Origin of the sequence: Pedobacter sp. MC2016-05 (assembly GCF_026239735.1) — a bacterium.
Taxonomy (GTDB): domain Bacteria; phylum Bacteroidota; class Bacteroidia; order Sphingobacteriales; family Sphingobacteriaceae; genus Pedobacter.
In genome coordinates this window covers 59,729-77,168 of record NZ_JAPIVT010000012.1, presented here as the reverse complement: position 1 = coordinate 77,168, position 17,440 = coordinate 59,729, and the positions used below count along the sequence as shown (strand labels likewise).

Genomic DNA, 17,440 nt, shown 5'->3' with positions numbered 1-17,440 from the left:
TATGAGCCTGTAATTATCTTTTCGCCATGTTTTTAAATAATCAATCAAAGCTTAAACTTTTTCATTAGCGCTTATAATGGTATATTAGTCATATGCAAACACTGCTTACTTCTGCCCAAATGCGCAAGGCTGATGAATTCACCATTGCCAAGTTGCCAATAGCATCGATTGATTTAATGGAGAAAGCTGCTCGTGCTTTCGTTCAAACCTTTTTAAGGGACGAGTTTGATGCCAATAAAAGTATCGCCGTATTTTGTGGTAAGGGTAATAATGGAGGTGATGGACTGGCGATAGCCCATTTGCTTTGCAACAACGGCTGCGAAAATGTGCGTGTTTATATTGTTAACTTTAGCAGTAAGCAAAGCCATGATTATGCAATCAACCTACAGCGTTTAGATGAATCGAAATGCAGGAAAACAATCATCAACACTGCGGCCGGTCTAGGAAATGTGAAAGCTGATATTATCGTTGATGCCATTTTAGGTTCTGGCTTAAACAAACCTTTGGAGGGAGAATATGCCGAACTGGCTAAGAGTATTAATAAACTTAATAAAAAAATCTATGCTGTTGATGTTCCTACAGGCTTTCCGGCAGAGGGGAAAATTTCAGCCGATTACCGGGGGATCAAGGCTTATAAAACCATTTGTTTTCAGCGGCCAAAAATCAATTTCTTTTTCCCAGAATCGGCTTTAGCTACAGAAAAATATGAGGTTGTTGATATTGGGTTGGATGAGGGTTTTATTCAGGGCCAAGATTCTGATTTCCATTTGTTGGAAGAGAAAGATATCCGGGCAATTGTTAAGCCAAGGAAATCATTCAGTCATAAAGGCACTTACGGACATGCGCTAATTATTGCCGGGAATGTTAACACAATGGGTGCAGCCATACTTTCATCAATGGCTTGTTTGTATGCCGGAGCGGGTTTAACTACTGCATGTATTCCGCAAAGCGGATTGATAGCCCTTAATACGGTATTGCCAGAAGTAATGGCTTTGCCAAGAGATGAATATACACGAATTGAAAACCCAGCTAAATACCAGGCCATTGCAATTGGACCAGGCTTAGGTATTTCTACAGAAAACGAACGGCTGCTGGAAAGTTTAATGGCCAGTAATCAGCCTTTAGTTATAGATGCTGATGCCTTGAATATTTTAGGTGAAAGGCCTGATTTGATAGACAAGCTGCCTGAAAATAGTATTTTGACTCCTCATATGAAAGAGTTCGATCGGCTATTTGGAGATCACGAAACTTGGTGGGAACGTATAGAAACAGCTAAAAATAGAGCGCAAAAAGGTAAGATAATCATCGTACTCAAAAATCAGTTTACATTTATTTGCCTTCCCGATGGCAAAATTTATATTAATCCAACCGGCGATTCGGCTATGGCACAAGGTGGTATGGGCGATATTTTAACAGGGATTACTGTAGCTTTTATTTCTCAAAAATACACATCTGCCGATGCCGCAGTTTTGGCCTGCTACGTTCACGGTTTGGCGGGAAGCAGTTTAGCTCATTCAAGGATTGTAGTTACCGCCTCGCAGGTGGCCATGCAAGTGCCTAAAGAAATAAAATCGCTGCTGTTATAATTATCATCCTTTGGCTTAAGAATTGACTAATTCTAAAAATAACCGAATGATCAAAATAAATAAATCTAATCACCAATGGAAAAAAGAGAATACACCCTTAATGAACTTATACAAGAATCAGCAGAGAACCCAAATGAAAATGATTTTTTCGAATTGGAAAAGCCAGCAATGCTGGAGGTAAACTTAAAAAATCAAAAAATTATGGCCAAGGCAGGCTCCATGGTGGCCTATATTGGGAATGTAGATTTTAAACGCGAAGGTTTGTTAAGTAAAGGCCTTGGTGGATTATTAAAGAAAGCCATTTCTGGAGAAGGTACATCATTGATGCATGCAGCCGGTACAGGCAAACTTTATTTGGCTGATGAGGGCAAAAAAGTGAAGATCATTAAACTTCAAAACGAGTCGATTTTTGTGAATGGCAACGATGTTTTAGCCTTGGAAGATACCATCAAAAATGAGATTAAAATGCTGAAAAGTGTGGCAGGGATGATGAGTGGAGGCCTTTTCCAGGTCAAATTATCTGGAAGTGGTTATATTGCAATTACCACACATGGCGAACCAATTTTGTTGCGTGTAAGTGCTAATCAACCTGTATACACCGATCCGAATGCAACGGTAGCTTGGTCAGAAAATTTATCACCTAATATTAAAACGAATTTAACTTTTGGTTCTTTTATCGGGAGGGGAAGTGGAGAATCGTTTCAGCTGGAATTTTTTGGTGAAGGTTGGGTTTTGGTGCAGCCTTACGAAGAAGTAAAGTATGCTCAAAATCGTAAGTAATAAAAAAAATCCCGACAATTTTTGATTGCCGGGATTTATATATTTTGTAACCAGATTTACTTATACTCCACCCATTACAGCTAGTTTTTCCATAGTTGGGTTAACGCTTCCGCCCATTGGTTCAAGTGTTACAGCAAAGGCTTGAGCTTCTTGTATGGCCTGCATTTTCTGTAAGGCTTCTGTTGAAGTAGAATCTGTTTTTCCAAATACGCCTAAGCTAACTGGCTTGCCATTTACTAATGCCCAAAGCTGATATTCGTGTTCAGCGTCGGCTTTTGGTAAATCCATAGCAACATAGTTGATCAATACACTTTTATCCTTTTTGTTCCAATAAACATTCATTTTAGATTTAGGACTAAAAGCCTGTCCAGCCATTCGAATGATTGTCCATTCTTTACTGTCGTTCATGGCCACCATATTATCCAAACCTTTGTTCTCAAACTCAAGCTTACTCACTACCCCGGCAAATTTTTCTTTATCGAGATTTAAGCTGGCTATTTGATCGTGAGCAGCATTTAATTTATTATAGGTGATGAAAAGTGCTCCAGTGCTAATAATCAATAACGCAACACAAGCAACCAATGCAAAACGTAATGTTCTAACTTTACTATCACTGTTATCCAATTTAACTACTTTGGCTTCTTCAGTGTAGGCTGGGATTGTAGACATTGCCTCTACTCCTTCATTTTTTCCTAATCCTAATTTTTCAAATAGTTTGGTTTCTATATCTGCAGATGGCGCTACAGCATTTTCCATAGCATAACTTTCCATGGCAATCTCAATGGCGGTTAACTCACTTTTAACCTCAGGATATTGAGCTGCCATTTCCTCTACCTGTAACGCTTCCTCCGGCGATAAATCACCTAAAACGTACAATTCAAGTACTCCAGATTCGATATATGCTTTTAAATTTTCCACGTTCAATTAAAACTCCTTCTCAATTCAATAATAGCCAGGCGAATACGGGTTTTCACCGTACCTAATGGCAAATTTAACTTTTCTGCGGCTTCCACATGCGTGTAGCCTTTATAATAAACTAAATTGAGAACTGCTTGTAAGTCTGGTTTCAGGCTCTCTACAAGTTGCTTTACTCCAAGTATGTCCGGGTTAAAAGTCACCTTGTTTTGCTCATCAACGAAACTTACGTTATTTTCTATATCTTGGTTTTTAAGTGAATTCTTAAAGTCTTTAGAACGGAGTTTATCAATAGATAAATTTCTGGCGATATTCATCATCCAGGTAAACAAACGTCCTTTGGTATTGTCGTAGTGTGCTGCAGATTGCCATATCTTCACAAAAGTTTCTTGTAAAACATCTTCCGCTAACTCAGTATGGGTAATAATGCGTGAAATAACACCGTAAAGTGCAGAGGAATACATGCTATACAAGGTCTTCAACACCGCAGGATCTTTCGAATGCAGGGCGAGAACAAGTTCAGGCTCGGTTAGGGTTAATTTTTTATATGCAGTCACTATTGGTTACTAAGATACAATACACAACAGCAAAACCAAAAAAATGTTTTTATAATCAATTCCCGCAAGGAATGCTATTTTGGAAACATTTTTGAGCCTGGCAAAAACTGGATACTAAGCAATTCCTTCAATTGGGAAAAGATGTTTTTCAGCATGATATGATGAACGTACCAACGGGCCGCTTTCTACATACTTTAAACCTTTAGATAAACCAACTTCTTTATACATGGCAAAAGTATCAGGGTGAATCCAATCAACAACCGGGTGATGGTTGCGGGTTGGTTGCAAATATTGACCTAGTGTTAAAATATGAACACCATTAGCAACTAAATCATCCATGGCCTCAAAGATGTCTTCCTCAGTTTCACCTAGCCCAAGCATGATGCCTGTTTTTGTTCTTAAACCGAATTCTGAAATTCGTTTCAGTGCTTCTAAACTTCTATCGTATTTCGCTTGAATACGCACTTGTCGCGTTAAGCGCTTTACAGTTTCCATATTGTGCGACACCACTTCAGGGCGTTCTTCCAATACCCGGTATAAATTATCCCACTGACCTTTAAAATCAGGAATTAATGTTTCTAGCGTTGTAATCGGGCTTTCCTTACGTATGGCCTGTAATGTTTCTGCCCAGATAATTGAGCCACCATCTTTTAAATCATCGCGATCTACTGATGTGATAACGCAATGTTTTACGCCCATTAGTTTTACAGAATTGGCTACACGGTTAGGTTCATCAACATCAACCGCTAAAGGACGGCCGGTTGCAACTGCGCAAAACGAGCAGCTTCGGGTACAAATGTTACCTAAAATCATGAAAGTTGCTGTGCCAGCTCCCCAACACTCACCCATATTAGGGCAATTTCCGCTTTCGCAAATGGTGTGCAACTTATGTGTATCTACCAAACTGCGAACTTGTGCATATTCTTTTCCAACAGGCAATTTTACACGCAACCAATCGGGTTTACGTTTAACTTCAGTTACAGCAGGTACTACCGGTAAATCAATCATATCGCAAAGTTAAGGATTAGGATTGAAATGTTGTAATATCGAAATGTTGTTCTGTTGTAATGTTTGGTTGCAAAGCGAGCAATTCAGGAAAGGTTTAGCTGTTGATAATTAAATTTTTAGAATTCAGCACTTGAAAACGTCCTTTTAAAAATTGTTTTACCATAATGACTTTGCCTTATCCAATAACTCGCTGCCCTTTTTAGTGATTTCCTTTTTGCCGTTTTCAATAGTAGAGGGTTGAGTATATTGGCTTACCGCATTAGACATTTCTTTGAATTTATTGATGTTCGCAAAGATTTCCTTTGTGTGTGGAACATTGTTTTCTCTCATCACTTTCTCCCAATTAATTTTCGCTAATACTGAAATCATATACTTTGAAGCCAGCCTGGCCATAAATGCTTTGTCATAAACGCCTTTCAAAGCAGCATCCGGCTCACGATCTTTAACATAATCGATGGTTTTTTGGATGGCCTCACGTTCACTGTCAGAAAATAAAGGACTCGTTTTTAATTTTTCTAAAGCCGGAATTGCCTTCTCCGGCTTTTCTCTTTTCAAATTCAGATAGGCATCCACCAACCAAACTAATTCAGTTTCTAAGCCAAGCTTGTTCATATCCTTAACGAAAGAGTCAAAATCCTCCAAAGATCTTTCTTCATCAACTTTTCTTTCCATTCGCATTCTATCAAACCCTCTAAAAAGGTAGTTCATTCCATGGAAAGCGGTATGTGCTTGTGCATCGCTCAAATTTCTCCAGCCAAAAAAAGCTTTAGTATATGGCATGGGAATAGTTTCATTTTTATCAAGCCATTTAATATTGCGAGATAAACCATCTTCGGATAAGTAATAAAGGTTGTTGCCAAAGAAAAGGAAGCCTCGAACAAACTCTAAAAGCGTTTTAATCTCCGAATCGTCCAAAAGCTCTGGTTGTGTTTTTGAACATTCATACAAGGCAAACGGCTGACCTAAGTCTCTTGTGGTTAAAACCGCCATGCTTAGAATCGCGTGTTCGATATTCTGAACGCGTGTTTTCTCTTTGGGATCAACAGTATTCATGTCAACTTTTGGTGCTCCATACATTATGTTAAAACCTTGTACTAGGCTAGGAAATACATCTTCGTCGGTATTTTTGACCAGTTTTTTTACTTTACGATAATCATTATAAAGTCGCAGCGCCTCCATCACAGAGATACTTTTTTTATTGGTATCGAGCTGATCCATCGTTTTTAAGATGTTTCGGGTTTGTGATGAAAACTTTTGGTATTCCACCATATTGGTATCGAGTACGGCATTTGAACGTACCGCTATTTTGGCAAACTTGTAAAACACGATCTTGTCGTAATTGATATTTTCCTTAAGCTTTTCTTTATCCAATTGAAGTAAAACCTCGTCGGTTTTTTCTCCGGAACAGCCGGTAAATACAATGATGCAAATCAGTAGAATTAAATTTTTCATCTTAAACACTCCGTTAAAAGAAGCAAACGCTTCAACTAAATAAAAATATACTTTTGAAGTGGGATGTTTTTTTCGGATGACTATTCGCCTACAATATCTAAATTTCTGCTGCATTTATTTTATTATTCGTGTGTGATAGATGCAGAACCCATTGTTTGATGGGCAAAAACAAATCAATTGTTTATCGGGTTATGATTTCTAATATAATCCTAATGAAGATTTAATAATTTAGCTATAAAAATTTACGTTTCAATTTAATTATGCTAATTAATGCTACCGGTTTCAAATAAAAATACATTTTTTAGCCATTTTTTAGTTTTCATATGCGAAAATTCGTTTCATGTTTAAAATGATCCTAAATTTGTAACTCCTTTAAAATAAGATGACAAAAAAGATAAAGACAGTTGGTAAAACTGACGCAGATGTGATTTTAATTGGCGCTGGAATTATGAGCGCAACACTTGGTGTTTTATTAAAAGAATTAGAACCCAATTTAAGTATTGAAATATATGAAAGATTGGATATTGCAGCAGCAGAGAGCTCGGATGCCTGGAATAATGCCGGTACCGGACATTCTGCCTTTTGCGAACTAAATTATACGCCTGAAAAAAAAGATGGAACGGTTGAAACTAAAAAGGCGGTTCAAATTGCCGAACATTTTGAGGTTTCAAAACAATTCTGGTCTTATCTTATCGAAAAAGGATTAATCTCCAACCCCGAGAATTTTATCCGGAAAATTCCACACATGAGTTTTGTATGGGGCAAAAAGAATGTAGATTATTTAAAGAAACGCTACGACGCTTTGCAGCAATGTGATTTGTTTAGCGACATGGAATATACCGAAGATCCGGAAGTGGTGAAAAATTGGGCACCATTAATTATGGATGGCCGTAAAAAGAGTGATAAAATTGCCGCCACAAAAATGGATTTAGGTACCGACGTTAATTTCGGCTCACTAACCCGCGACATGTTTAATCATCTTAAAGAGCAATCCAATGTGAGTCTTTATTTCAATCATGAGATTCGTGATTTGCAGAAGAACAAAGAAGGTAACTGGGTTATAAAAGTTAAGGATTTAGAAACAAAAGAGAAACGCAAACGCGTTGCTAAATTTGTTTTCATTGGTGCTGGTGGCGGTTCATTGCCATTGCTCGAAAAATCTGATATCCCGGAAGGAAAGGGGTTTGGTGGTTTCCCGGTAAGTGGCCAATGGTTAAAATGTACTAACGAAGAGATCATTAAACAACATCATGCTAAAGTATATGGTAAAGCCGCAGTTGGCGCTCCACCAATGTCGGTACCGCATTTAGATACCAGGATGATTAATGGTAAACAGGCCTTGTTGTTCGGTCCTTACGCTGGTTTTTCTACCAAATTTTTAAAAAATGGATCGTTTTTAGATTTACCAAAATCGATCAAATTCAATAACATCCGCCCGATGTTATCTGCAGGTTTGCACAACCTCGATTTAACTAAATATTTAATTGAACAGGTAAGGCAATCTCCTGAAGATAGATTAGAAGCTTTAAAAGAATATTTACCAACAGCCCAATTGAAAGATTGGGAACTGGAATATGCTGGCCAACGTGTTCAGGTAATTAAAAAGGATGAAAAACAAGGGGGTATTTTAGAATTTGGTACTGAAGTAGTAAGTGCTGGCGATGGTTCTATAGCGGCATTACTGGGCGCTTCTCCAGGAGCATCAACGGCGGTATCAATTATGATCGAATTACTGAGTCGTTGTTTCAAAGACGATTTGTCAACTGATGAATGGCAGGCTAAAATGAAAGAAATGATCCCTACTTTCGGTAAAGAGCTGGCTAACAATCCTCAACTTTGCAAAGAAACCAGAGCGAGAACATCAAGAGTTTTAGAAATAGAAAAAGCTAGCTAAAATTTGTTATCCTTTCTAAATTGGAAATAACACATTTTTAAGATAGGAAACAATAAAAAAGGGGCGCAGATTTTAAAGTTGCGCCCCTTTTTGCTAAATATTTTTTGATTATGCTGCAACAATTACCTCAGCTACTTCTTCTGCAGAGATATCACTGTGTGAGGCTTCCAAAACACAATCTCCATCTTTAATTAATAAAATTTGTGGCGACTGGTGTGTAACCTGAAAAAGATGGGCAACCTCAGCAGAAATTTCCCGGTAGGCGATTAAATCCAGAAAATAAAGTTTGGTATCCTCCGGGATAACATCCCAGCTAAATTCAAAATTTCTTTTGGCCATCGAACTAATTGAGCACCGTGTACTGTGCTTAAAAATAAGGCTGTATCCGCTTGCTGATTTTATTTCATTAAGCTGATCTATCGAAGTTAAGTTAACCCAAGTCATAATAATATTGTTTTATACGTAAACACAGGCAGCTAAATAAAGTTCTGCAGATGACTGTAAAATGAAATTTTGATGTTTTAATCTTAGTTTCTTCTGCGTTTACCTTCAGGGTAAGAGCTGTAAGCAGGACAAAGTTTTGAAGAGCATGACTCTAAAATGGTAATGGTGCAAAACACCGCCAATAATAAGATGGCAACTTTTTTCATTAGATAGGGAGATTAAAGCGCTAAGGTACAAATAGTTTATTAAAACACAATTTTAAATATTGGCAGAAAAGTCGGCCATTTTAATTGCAGTAATGGCCGCTTCATCGCCTTTATTACCATGTTTCCCTCCAGCACGATCTTGTGCCTGCTCCAAATTATTGGTAGTTAAAACACCAAAAATAACAGGTTTGCTATATTTAATGCCCACATTAGTCACGCCCTGTGCAACAGCATCGCAAATAAAATCGAAATGTTTTGTATCCCCTTGAATAACACAACCCAAGCAAATTACGGCATCAATATCGCTTCTTTTGCTTAGCAGAATTTCCGCTCCGCCAGTTAATTCAAAACTCCCAGGCACTGGTAACGAAACAATGTTTTCTTCGGCTACGCCGTTATCCAACAAAGTTTTTAATGCACCATTGTACAAAGCGCCAGTAATTTCGGCATTCCACTCTGCAACGATGATTCCAAATTTATAGTTCGCTCCATTCGGAACAGTGGTATGAGAGAAATCAGAAAGATTTTTTAGTTGTGTAGACATGTGGCAAATATAATGCTAAGCGTTTAATGTTGAAAGCGCTTAATGTTTAAATGTTGTAACTTTAATTTAAGGCAAGTTGATTTTAAACCTAGATTTTTCGTTAAGGAGCTACGTGAAATCATTTTAAAGCAGAGAAAGAAATATTTTGATTGATTTGGAAAGCAAAACCAGTATTTCAATTAAATGTTCGTCCCGCTCTCCGTTTTACTCACCCGATAGAAAAATCGGGTTTCGTGTTCACTACGATCAGGTTTAAAATGCTTAATGCTTTGCTACTATTTAAGCCTTCGAAAGCAAACTGCCAAAGTTTCGCTTAAATATTTTCAAGTGCTTGTTCAAGATTCTCTTTACGCTTTTCGGCGAAACTTGGTCAAGTGGGAAGTGCAAAATTGTTTAGTTTAGTAACTCATCAGATATATGTTTAAATAATTTATGGAATCCATTTTAATATTCCATCTAAGGTTTAAATCCCCGGTTATGAAAAAAACGCTACCAATCTTATTGCTAATCATTTCTTTTTGCTTTTATTCCGCATCCGTTTTTTCCCAAAAGAAGCAAACTTATTATCAGTCAGCTTTTAAAACTATAGATTCTCTCGCTCTCGCAACAAAGCCGAAGGAAGCCATCCCAATCTTAAATAAGTTAATCGAAAAAGCCCGAAAAGATCAAGAAACAGCTGTCATCATTAAGGCAACCATGTATCGAATGTTATTTCAGGGTTACCTGGAAGAAAATGCGTTTGGAAAAATAAATAAAGAGCTACAACAGGATGTTCTTACTGCCCACCAGCCCGCCAAAAGTATTTTACAATCATTACTAGCCGAAAGTTATTGGAGATATTACGATCAGAATCGATTCCAGCTGCTTAATCGCACCAATGTCGAATTAAAACTGAGTGATGATATAAAAACCTGGCCAGCCAGTAAATTTTTAGAGGAAACTGCTAAAAATTATTTAGGATCAATTGCAGAAAGTAAAATTTTGCAAAACACAAAAATTGATAGTCTGAGCGAAATGATGATTGGCAATGAACAAAATAGGTTTTTAAGGCCTACACTTTATGATTTGCTGGCACATAGAGCTATAGATGTTTTGGTAAATGCACAAATAGAAATTACCAAAAATGATGATGCAATCGATTTTAATGATGTGAAATGGTTTGACGATGATAAGGCATTTTTAAAAATTGAGCTTCCAACTAACGATTCGACTTCATTCGCATCAATGGCATTAGCCATTTTCCAAAAACTTATCCGCAGCCATCAAGAAAGTAATAATATCGGTGCTTTAGTTGATGTGGATCTGAAACGGTTAAATTACGTTTATTCCAGAAGCACCCGCGAAGATAAAATGGCGCTTTATGATGCAGCGATCCAAAAACTTGCCAATTTCTCCAAATCATCAGAACTGTATGCCGATGTACTTTTTGAACTTGCATCGAAAAAATACGAGATGCGAAATCTTCAAATTCCAAAACAGGATATAGATTTAAAGGAGTTGCTAGCGATGGGCAACCTGGCTATTAAAGCCTACCCGAAAAGTAATGGTGCCAAAAACTTCGAAAAGTTAACTGCTGACATAAAAAGTAAAATGCTGGAAATTAAGATGAGTCAATTTCTAGTCCCAAAAAAACCAGCACAGATACGTTTTAGGTATAAAAATACGAATGCAATTTCATTACAGCTTTTTAAGGTAAGCAGAATTACCAACCGTTTTCACCTTGGCAATCTGGAAGATTATGAGAAATTCATCGCTACAAATAAAATCCAAAAAGAATGGATGGTAAGCTTGCCTGAAACTGATGATTATCAGGAGCACACTTTAATAGACAAATTAGATGGTTTGGAGAAAGGCCAATATGTTATCATCGCCAATACTACCGGCAATAATGCGGTTTTTAACTACCTAACCTTTCAAGTTACCGATCTGGCTGTAACCAATCGAATCACAAAAATCCTTAATCATCAATATTTTGTTTCCAATAGCTCCACGGGAGAGGCTATAATAAATGCAATTATAAATGAGGAAAATAATGAATATGAGGATGGAAAATATGTATATAAACCCAGGGGAACTTTAAACACAGATAAAAATGGATTTGCAGAGAGTTCGCTAAATGCATCGGTAAACCGTATTGAAACCATCTATGGCAATGATACTGTTATAATGGATATTAACCAGCGTTTTTATAAATATATGTCTGCTAAGTCGAAAGTGGTTTTATTTACCGATCGGCCAATTTACCGGCCAGGACAAACCGTTTATTATAAAGGAATTTATTTTGAATTTGAGGATGACAAGAACCGGATCTTAAAAGAATCAACTATCGAAATCACCTTTAATGATGCCAACAGAAAGGAGATTGAAAAAACTTCAAAAATTACGAATGAGTTTGGCACTTTCCACGGTTCGTTTACTATTCCAATGGGTAAATTAAACGGCAGGATGAGCATAAATACAGCTTATGGTAATGTTGATGTTCAGGTAGAGGAGTATAAGCGACCTACTTTCGAGGTATCATTTAATCCATTGAATGAAAAATACAAGTTGAACGATTCGATACTTGTACAGGGAAAGGCAATTGGTTTTGCGGGTTATGCCGTTTCTGGTGCAAAAGTTAAGTATGTTATTACCAGAAATATCCTCTCGTCCAATGATCGTGTTTATGGTTACAGTCCGAGTAAGCAAATAGCTATTGGCACAACTGAAACGAAAGCCGGGGGTGTTTTTGACATTCGCTTTTTTGCTGCGGCAGAGAATACCAGCATTAATGCATATTCCTATCAAATCAATGTCGATATCACTGATGTGAATGGCGAAACAAGAAGCAAATCACAGTTTATTAATGCTGGCAAAAGTGATGTTTTACTTAACGTGGATATGCCTGCAAATATCTTTACTGCCAACTGGAGGGATAACCTAGCTTTCGAAATTACCAATTTAAATAAGGCGCCAATTAATGGCAAATTAACTGTAGAGTGGTACAAACTGGAATATCCGGGTAGAGTGGTTTATCCAAATACCTTAGGTAAAGTAGAAAAATACAACCTGAGCAGGGCCGAATTTGTTAAGCAATTTCCTTACGATGAATATGAGAATGATGGAACTCCTGAAAGTTGGATGACAGGTAAAACCAGTTTTGTCCAGCATCAAAAAGTAGAACAGGGTACTGGTACTTTAGAAATGAAGGGCGTTAAACTTCCTTCGGGATATTATAAGGTGAAGTTTAAAGCACTTAATGAGAATCTGGATTCTATCATTGTTGAGAAAATTGTACGAATTTACGAAAGTCCAAGCGAGAAAATTTTACTGGCAAAAGAGTGGCTTGTAGCGGAGAAGACCGTTGTGACACCTAATGAATCAGCTGTTTTTAGGTTTGCCAGTATTTTGCCAAATGCCAGGGCTTACTATGAAGTGTATTACAAAGACCAGGTTATAAAGAAGGTTTGGTTTAATTTAACCCATAAACAGGAAGTAATAAATATCAAGCCAGAAGCTCAATTTGTAGAAGGCTTCGCTGTTCAATTTACCTTACTTCAAAATGGTAGAATATTCCAATCTATGAATGTAATCACCATTGTGGATGAAAGTAAAGAGTTAGATATTAATTTTACAAGTTTCAGAGATAAACTACAGCCAGGTGAAAAGGATATATGGAAATTAAAAATCACTGATAAAAAGGGCGAGAAACAAATGGCTGAAATGGTGGTGTCTTTATATGATGCATCGTTGGATGATTTAAAAACCATGAGCTGGAATAAAATCGTTTCGCCTAAATACAACTACAATATTTACAGCTGGGGCTATAATCTCACTGCGATACAAATGGGGAATGAGATCTGGCACAAAGACCGATATCGTGGTTATTACGACATAAGGAAGCGAGAATACGAAGCGATAAATTATTACGGCTTCGATTTCAATAGCTACAATTTAAAATATAATTACACGCAATATTTGGCTGGAGTAGAGGCTAATAATCGAAAATCTAACAGCGAAGTGGCAACCAAAAAACTTGCTTCGTTAAAGGTATATGGTTTGGTATATGGTATTGTAACCGATCAGTATGGTTATGGCGTGCCCGGAGTTGCCGTAAGAGTTGGTAAAAAAGGGGTAATTACTGATGCCTATGGCATTTATAGTGTTGATGCTAAAAGCGGAGATGAATTAACTGTGAGTTATATTGGATATCACCGAGCAACAGCGATAGTTAAAACAGCTAAAAGAATCGACTTTAAATTGATGGAGGATAGACAAGGATTAAATGAGATTGTTGTTACAGGCTACGGAGCCCAACAAAAGAAAAATGTAACCGGTAGTGTATCCAGTTTAAGGGAAGAGGTTGAAGTGTTGGCCGGAAGCGGCCCTGTAACAACCATCAAATTACGGGGAACAACCAGCGTGGCGTATGATCGGGCTGGAGCTCCCGCCCCTGAAATGCTGAGAGTGGCCATTGCTGTTGATGATAATAAAGTTTACGATTTTGTGAGTATCGAAGGCTACGATCCGAAGACGGATACCTACATCGTTAATGGTAAGCCTGTTAAAAAGCCTAAAGTTATTCCACGTACCAATTTTACTGAAACCGCTTTCTTTTATCCGCAGTTGAAAACCGATCAGTCAGGGCAAATTGAAGTAGAATTTACAATTCCACAATCGTTAACGCGGTATAAAATGATGGGTTTTGCACATACCAAAGATTTCAAAACAAAAATCATTACCAAAGAATTGGTTACGCAGAAAAAGCTTTCCATTTCGGCAAATACACCACGTTTTTTTCGTGAAGGAGATACTATTTTGTTTAGCGCTAAGCTCAATAACCTCTCTGGTAAACCGATTGGTGGTTTTGCCATTCTAGATTTGACAGATGCCATTACAGGGAAAAAGATCTCGATTGTAAGCAATAAGGATGCGGTTCAGCAAAAAATTCAATTGAAAAATAACGGGAACCAGGCATTAAAATGGTCTCTGATCATTCCTCCAGGCATTGGAGCGATTACTTATAAACTTACCGCTCAATCAGAAAATTATGCTGATGGAGAAGAAATGACCATCCCGGTTTTACCAAATTCTATGTTGGTAACTGAAAGTATGCCGATAAACGTTCGTGGAGGTGTTAAAAAAACCTTCACTATGGATAAATTACTGCATGCGGGAGATTCGAAAACATTAAGAAACCAAGCCTTAACTTTTGAGTTTACTTCAAATCCGATCTGGTATGCGGTGCAGGCTCTACCATATCTAATGGAATATCCTTATGAATGTGCCGAGCAAACATTCAGCAGGTTTTACGCCAACAGTTTTGCAACAGGCATCATCAATTCATCGCCCAAAATAAAGACGGTTTTCCAATCCTGGCAACAAATCAACAATGGCGAAGCTTTAGTATCCAATTTGGAGAAAAACCCAGCTTTAAAATCAATTTTATTGGAAGAAACGCCATGGGTGCGACAAGCTAATAATGAAACCGAGCGGAAGAAACGCTTAGCTACTTTGTTTGATTTGAACAGGATGACTTATGAGCTTAAAGCGAATTTCGAGAAATTGGAGAGCATGCAGTTTAGCAATGGTGCATTTCCATGGTTTACAGGAATGCAGGAAGATCGATACATCACCCAACACATTGCAATGGGTATGGGGCAACTGAAACACCTTAAATTAATCGATGAAATAGCTTTTCCAAAATTGAATCAGATGCTTTCGAAAGTTATCGGCTATTTGGATGCTAAATTGATTGAAGATTATACTTTGGATCTTAAGCTTAAAAGACAAGGATTTAATTATTTAACCCTCCACTATTTATATGCCCGCAGTTATGCAAAGCAGAAAAATGATGATCCTAGTTATATTAAATCAGTTAATTATTTCTTAAAAATACTTACTTCGAAATGGAAATATTTAGATCCCTATCAGCAAGCACAGGCAGCCATAGTTCTCTATAGAAATGGGCGTGAAGCTGAGGCACTAAAAGTGATAGGACTACTAAAACAAACGGCACAGCATCATGATGAACTGGGTATGTATTGGGCAGATAATAGCAACGGATATTTTTGGTATCAAAGTGCCATTGAAACGCAAGCTTTGTTAATAGAAGCCTTCGACGAGGTGGCAAAAAATACGCACTCCGTGGAAGAAATGAAAATTTGGTTGCTAAAAAATAAGCAGACCAATGACTGGAAAACTACAAAAGCAACGGCTGCTGCAAGTTATGCTTTACTGATGCGGGGATACGATTTATTAAATGAATCAGCAGCACCGGAGATTGTGATCGGCGGTAAATCATTCCCCGAAATGGGCATTGCAGACTCCGAAAGAGAAGCAGGAACAGGCTATCAAAAAATAACCATTGCCGGGCAAAATGTTAAACCCGAAATGGCTAAGGTAGAAATTACAAACAACAATAAAAGTATGGCCTGGGGTGCATATTATTGGCAATATTTCGAGCAGTTGGATAAAATCACATCCGCTGCAACGGGGGTGAAAATAAATAAACAATTATTCCTCCAAAAACAAACCGATAAAGGAAATTTGCTTACCGCACTAACAAATTCAAATAAATTAGCTCCAGGCGATTTATTAAAAGTGAGGATTGAAATTTTTTGTGATAGAGATATGGAATATGTTCATCTAAAAGATATGCGATCATCTGGTTTTGAGCCGGTTAATGTGATTTCTCAATTCAAATATCAGGATGGTTTAGGTTATTATGAAAGTACGAAAGATGCTTCAACCAATTTCTTTATCAGTTATTTACGCAAAGGAACTTATGTTTTTGAATACCCACTCAGGGTTACGCATGCCGGCAACTTTTCTAACGGAATTACGACGTTGCAAAGCATGTATGCACCAGAATTTACTACGCATTCTGCAGGGATTAGGGTAACAGTTGAACCTTAACTACAGCAGTTGAATACCGGAGTAAGTTGCCCCAATCGGGATGATTTTTTCTCCTATCCAAATTTGGCTGCGGTCAAATTTGGATATTTTGTTTTTAGCTACAATGAATGCCCGATGGCAACGAATGAAATCAGTTTTCGGAAGTAGTTCTGCCAAATCATTAATGGTAATCCTTGAGCTCAAAAGCTTGTCTTTTAATTGAATCTGGGTGTAATTTCCTGAAGCTTCCACATACAGGATTTCATCTAGTTCAACTTTAATTTGTTCATAACCATCCTTCACAAAAATATATTCATTTTTTGCTCCCTGTTTCTGTCCACGCAGATTATATAATTCATGTGCCTTGTTGCAGGCCTTTAAAAACCTCGAAAGAGAAAAAGGTTTTAACAAATAATCAACAGCATCAAGTTCAAAACTCTGGATCGCATGTTCCGTGTAGGCGGTTGTAAAAATAACCATCGGCGGATTGCTCAAACTCTTCAAAAAATCTATCCCGCTGATGTCGGGCATTTTAATATCCAGAAAAATTAAATCGACTTTGTTGTTTTGGAGATATCCAATTGCCTCAAAAGCATCAGTAAAAGTTTGCTGTAAGTCTACAAAAGGAACTTTTGATGCATGGGAGCTTATAATCTCAAGTGCAATGGGTTCATCATCTATAGCAATGGCAATCATAGTTTTTGCGTTTGTCAGGCGGAGCTTAGTCGAAGCCTAATGTTTTTGGTAGTTTTTATGGCTGCTCATATTTGTGCAATGGGATAATTCTTTTAATTGTTCCCAATTTGAACTAATGAGCGCTTCCTTCTTTTTTCTTGACCAGCCTTTTATTTGTTTTTCAAAAGCTATTGCGTCGTTTATATCCTTAAAATGTTCGCAAAATACTAAAAATTAGTGGTCTTCTTTTAGCAGTGTAACTTTCAGGATTGATTGCATTTTGGTGTTCATAGAGTCTTCTATCGACATCATTGGTAACGCCAGTGTAATACGATTTGTCAGAACAAGCTAAAATATATACGGTGTATTGCTCCACTTTTAGAGTTGTTTGGTAATGAAGATACAAACCTTTATTGAAATAATAATTGCTATAGTTTCTGTTTGTTGATTAAAGAAAAGGCGCTTCGACTACGCTCAGGGTGACCTCCGTACGAAAAAACAAA

General features: G+C 37.4%; 12 protein-coding genes. 4 read left to right on the top strand and 8 right to left on the bottom strand.

The window, feature by feature from the left end; all coding sequences use genetic code 11:
• The first annotated feature begins 92 nt into the window (after window positions 1–92).
• Together OQZ33_RS15550 and OQZ33_RS15545 are read left to right on the top strand one after the other, a co-directional pair.
• Window positions 93–1,586 (top strand): NAD(P)H-hydrate dehydratase, encoded by a 1,494-nt coding sequence (locus OQZ33_RS15550; RefSeq protein WP_265800013.1) that lies wholly within the window; start codon window positions 93–95, stop codon window positions 1,584–1,586.
• Between the two features lie 75 nt (window positions 1,587–1,661).
• Window positions 1,662–2,366 (top strand): AIM24 family protein, encoded by a 705-nt coding sequence (locus OQZ33_RS15545; protein WP_265800012.1) that lies wholly within the window; start codon window positions 1,662–1,664, stop codon window positions 2,364–2,366.
• Between the two features lie 60 nt (window positions 2,367–2,426).
• Here the strand turns inward: OQZ33_RS15545 and OQZ33_RS15540 are convergent, their stop codons facing one another.
• From OQZ33_RS15540 to OQZ33_RS15525, 4 genes are all read right to left on the bottom strand, one after another.
• A complete protein-coding gene (locus OQZ33_RS15540; protein WP_265800011.1) occupies window positions 2,427–3,284 on the bottom strand; it encodes an anti-sigma factor in 858 nt (285 codons plus the stop codon).
• Between the two features lie 2 nt (window positions 3,285–3,286).
• Window positions 3,287–3,838: an RNA polymerase sigma factor gene (locus OQZ33_RS15535; RefSeq protein ID WP_265800010.1), complete on the bottom strand. Its 552-nt coding sequence runs from the start codon at window positions 3,836–3,838 to the stop codon at window positions 3,287–3,289.
• A gap of 114 nt (window positions 3,839–3,952) precedes the next feature.
• Window positions 3,953–4,846: a lipoyl synthase gene (lipA, locus tag OQZ33_RS15530; RefSeq protein ID WP_265800009.1), complete on the bottom strand. Its 894-nt coding sequence runs from the start codon at window positions 4,844–4,846 to the stop codon at window positions 3,953–3,955.
• Window positions 4,847–5,002: 156 nt separating this feature from the next.
• Window positions 5,003–6,298, bottom strand: coding sequence for a hypothetical protein (locus tag OQZ33_RS15525; RefSeq protein WP_265800008.1), 1,296 nt, complete (start codon window positions 6,296–6,298; stop codon window positions 5,003–5,005).
• A gap of 382 nt (window positions 6,299–6,680) precedes the next feature.
• Between OQZ33_RS15525 and OQZ33_RS15520 the strand changes: the two genes are divergently transcribed.
• On the top strand, window positions 6,681–8,192 hold the full coding sequence (locus tag OQZ33_RS15520; protein ID WP_265800006.1) for a malate:quinone oxidoreductase: 1,512 nt from the start codon (window positions 6,681–6,683) through the stop codon (window positions 8,190–8,192).
• 108 nt (window positions 8,193–8,300) lie between these two features.
• Here the strand turns inward: OQZ33_RS15520 and ytxJ are convergent, their stop codons facing one another.
• Together ytxJ and ribH are read right to left on the bottom strand one after the other, a co-directional pair.
• Window positions 8,301–8,636 carry a bacillithiol system redox-active protein YtxJ gene (gene ytxJ / locus OQZ33_RS15515; protein WP_265800005.1) on the bottom strand — a complete coding sequence of 112 codons (336 nt, stop codon included), beginning with the start codon at window positions 8,634–8,636 and terminating at the stop codon, window positions 8,301–8,303.
• Between the two features lie 258 nt (window positions 8,637–8,894).
• The gene (gene ribH / locus OQZ33_RS15510) at window positions 8,895–9,386 is read right to left on the bottom strand and encodes a 6,7-dimethyl-8-ribityllumazine synthase (protein ID WP_265800004.1); all 492 of its coding nucleotides are present in this window, start codon (window positions 9,384–9,386) and stop codon (window positions 8,895–8,897) included.
• A gap of 477 nt (window positions 9,387–9,863) precedes the next feature.
• Between ribH and OQZ33_RS15505 the strand changes: the two genes are divergently transcribed.
• A complete protein-coding gene (locus OQZ33_RS15505; protein WP_265800002.1) occupies window positions 9,864–16,283 on the top strand; it encodes an alpha-2-macroglobulin family protein in 6,420 nt (2,139 codons plus the stop codon).
• On the opposite strand, the gene OQZ33_RS15500 is transcribed toward OQZ33_RS15505, so the two are convergent.
• Complete coding sequence (locus OQZ33_RS15500; protein ID WP_265800000.1) at window positions 16,284–16,958, bottom strand: LytR/AlgR family response regulator transcription factor; 675 nt, start codon at window positions 16,956–16,958, stop codon at window positions 16,284–16,286. It lies immediately after the preceding gene.
• 187 nt (window positions 16,959–17,145) lie between these two features.
• Window positions 17,146–17,313: a GIY-YIG nuclease family protein gene (locus tag OQZ33_RS24350; protein WP_265799998.1), complete on the bottom strand. Its 168-nt coding sequence runs from the start codon at window positions 17,311–17,313 to the stop codon at window positions 17,146–17,148.
• Between the last annotated feature and the right edge of the window lie 127 nt (window positions 17,314–17,440).

Bases quoted from the DNA above. Each gene is read 5' to 3' on its own strand.
- ribH (WP_265800004.1), bottom strand. From the start codon at position 9,386: ATGTCTACACAACTAAAAAATCTTTCTGATTTCTCTCATACCACTGTT.
- OQZ33_RS15545 (WP_265800012.1), top strand. From the start codon at position 1,662: ATGGAAAAAAGAGAATACACCCTTAATGAACTTATACAAGAATCAGCA.
- OQZ33_RS15500 (WP_265800000.1), bottom strand. From the start codon at position 16,958: ATGATTGCCATTGCTATAGATGATGAACCCATTGCACTTGAGATTATA.
- OQZ33_RS15520 (WP_265800006.1), top strand. From the start codon at position 6,681: ATGACAAAAAAGATAAAGACAGTTGGTAAAACTGACGCAGATGTGATT.
- lipA (WP_265800009.1), bottom strand. From the start codon at position 4,846: ATGATTGATTTACCGGTAGTACCTGCTGTAACTGAAGTTAAACGTAAA.
- OQZ33_RS15505 (WP_265800002.1), top strand. From the start codon at position 9,864: ATGAAAAAAACGCTACCAATCTTATTGCTAATCATTTCTTTTTGCTTT.
- OQZ33_RS15525 (WP_265800008.1), bottom strand. From the start codon at position 6,298: ATGAAAAATTTAATTCTACTGATTTGCATCATTGTATTTACCGGCTGT.
- OQZ33_RS15550 (WP_265800013.1), top strand. From the start codon at position 93: ATGCAAACACTGCTTACTTCTGCCCAAATGCGCAAGGCTGATGAATTC.
- ytxJ (WP_265800005.1), bottom strand. From the start codon at position 8,636: ATGACTTGGGTTAACTTAACTTCGATAGATCAGCTTAATGAAATAAAA.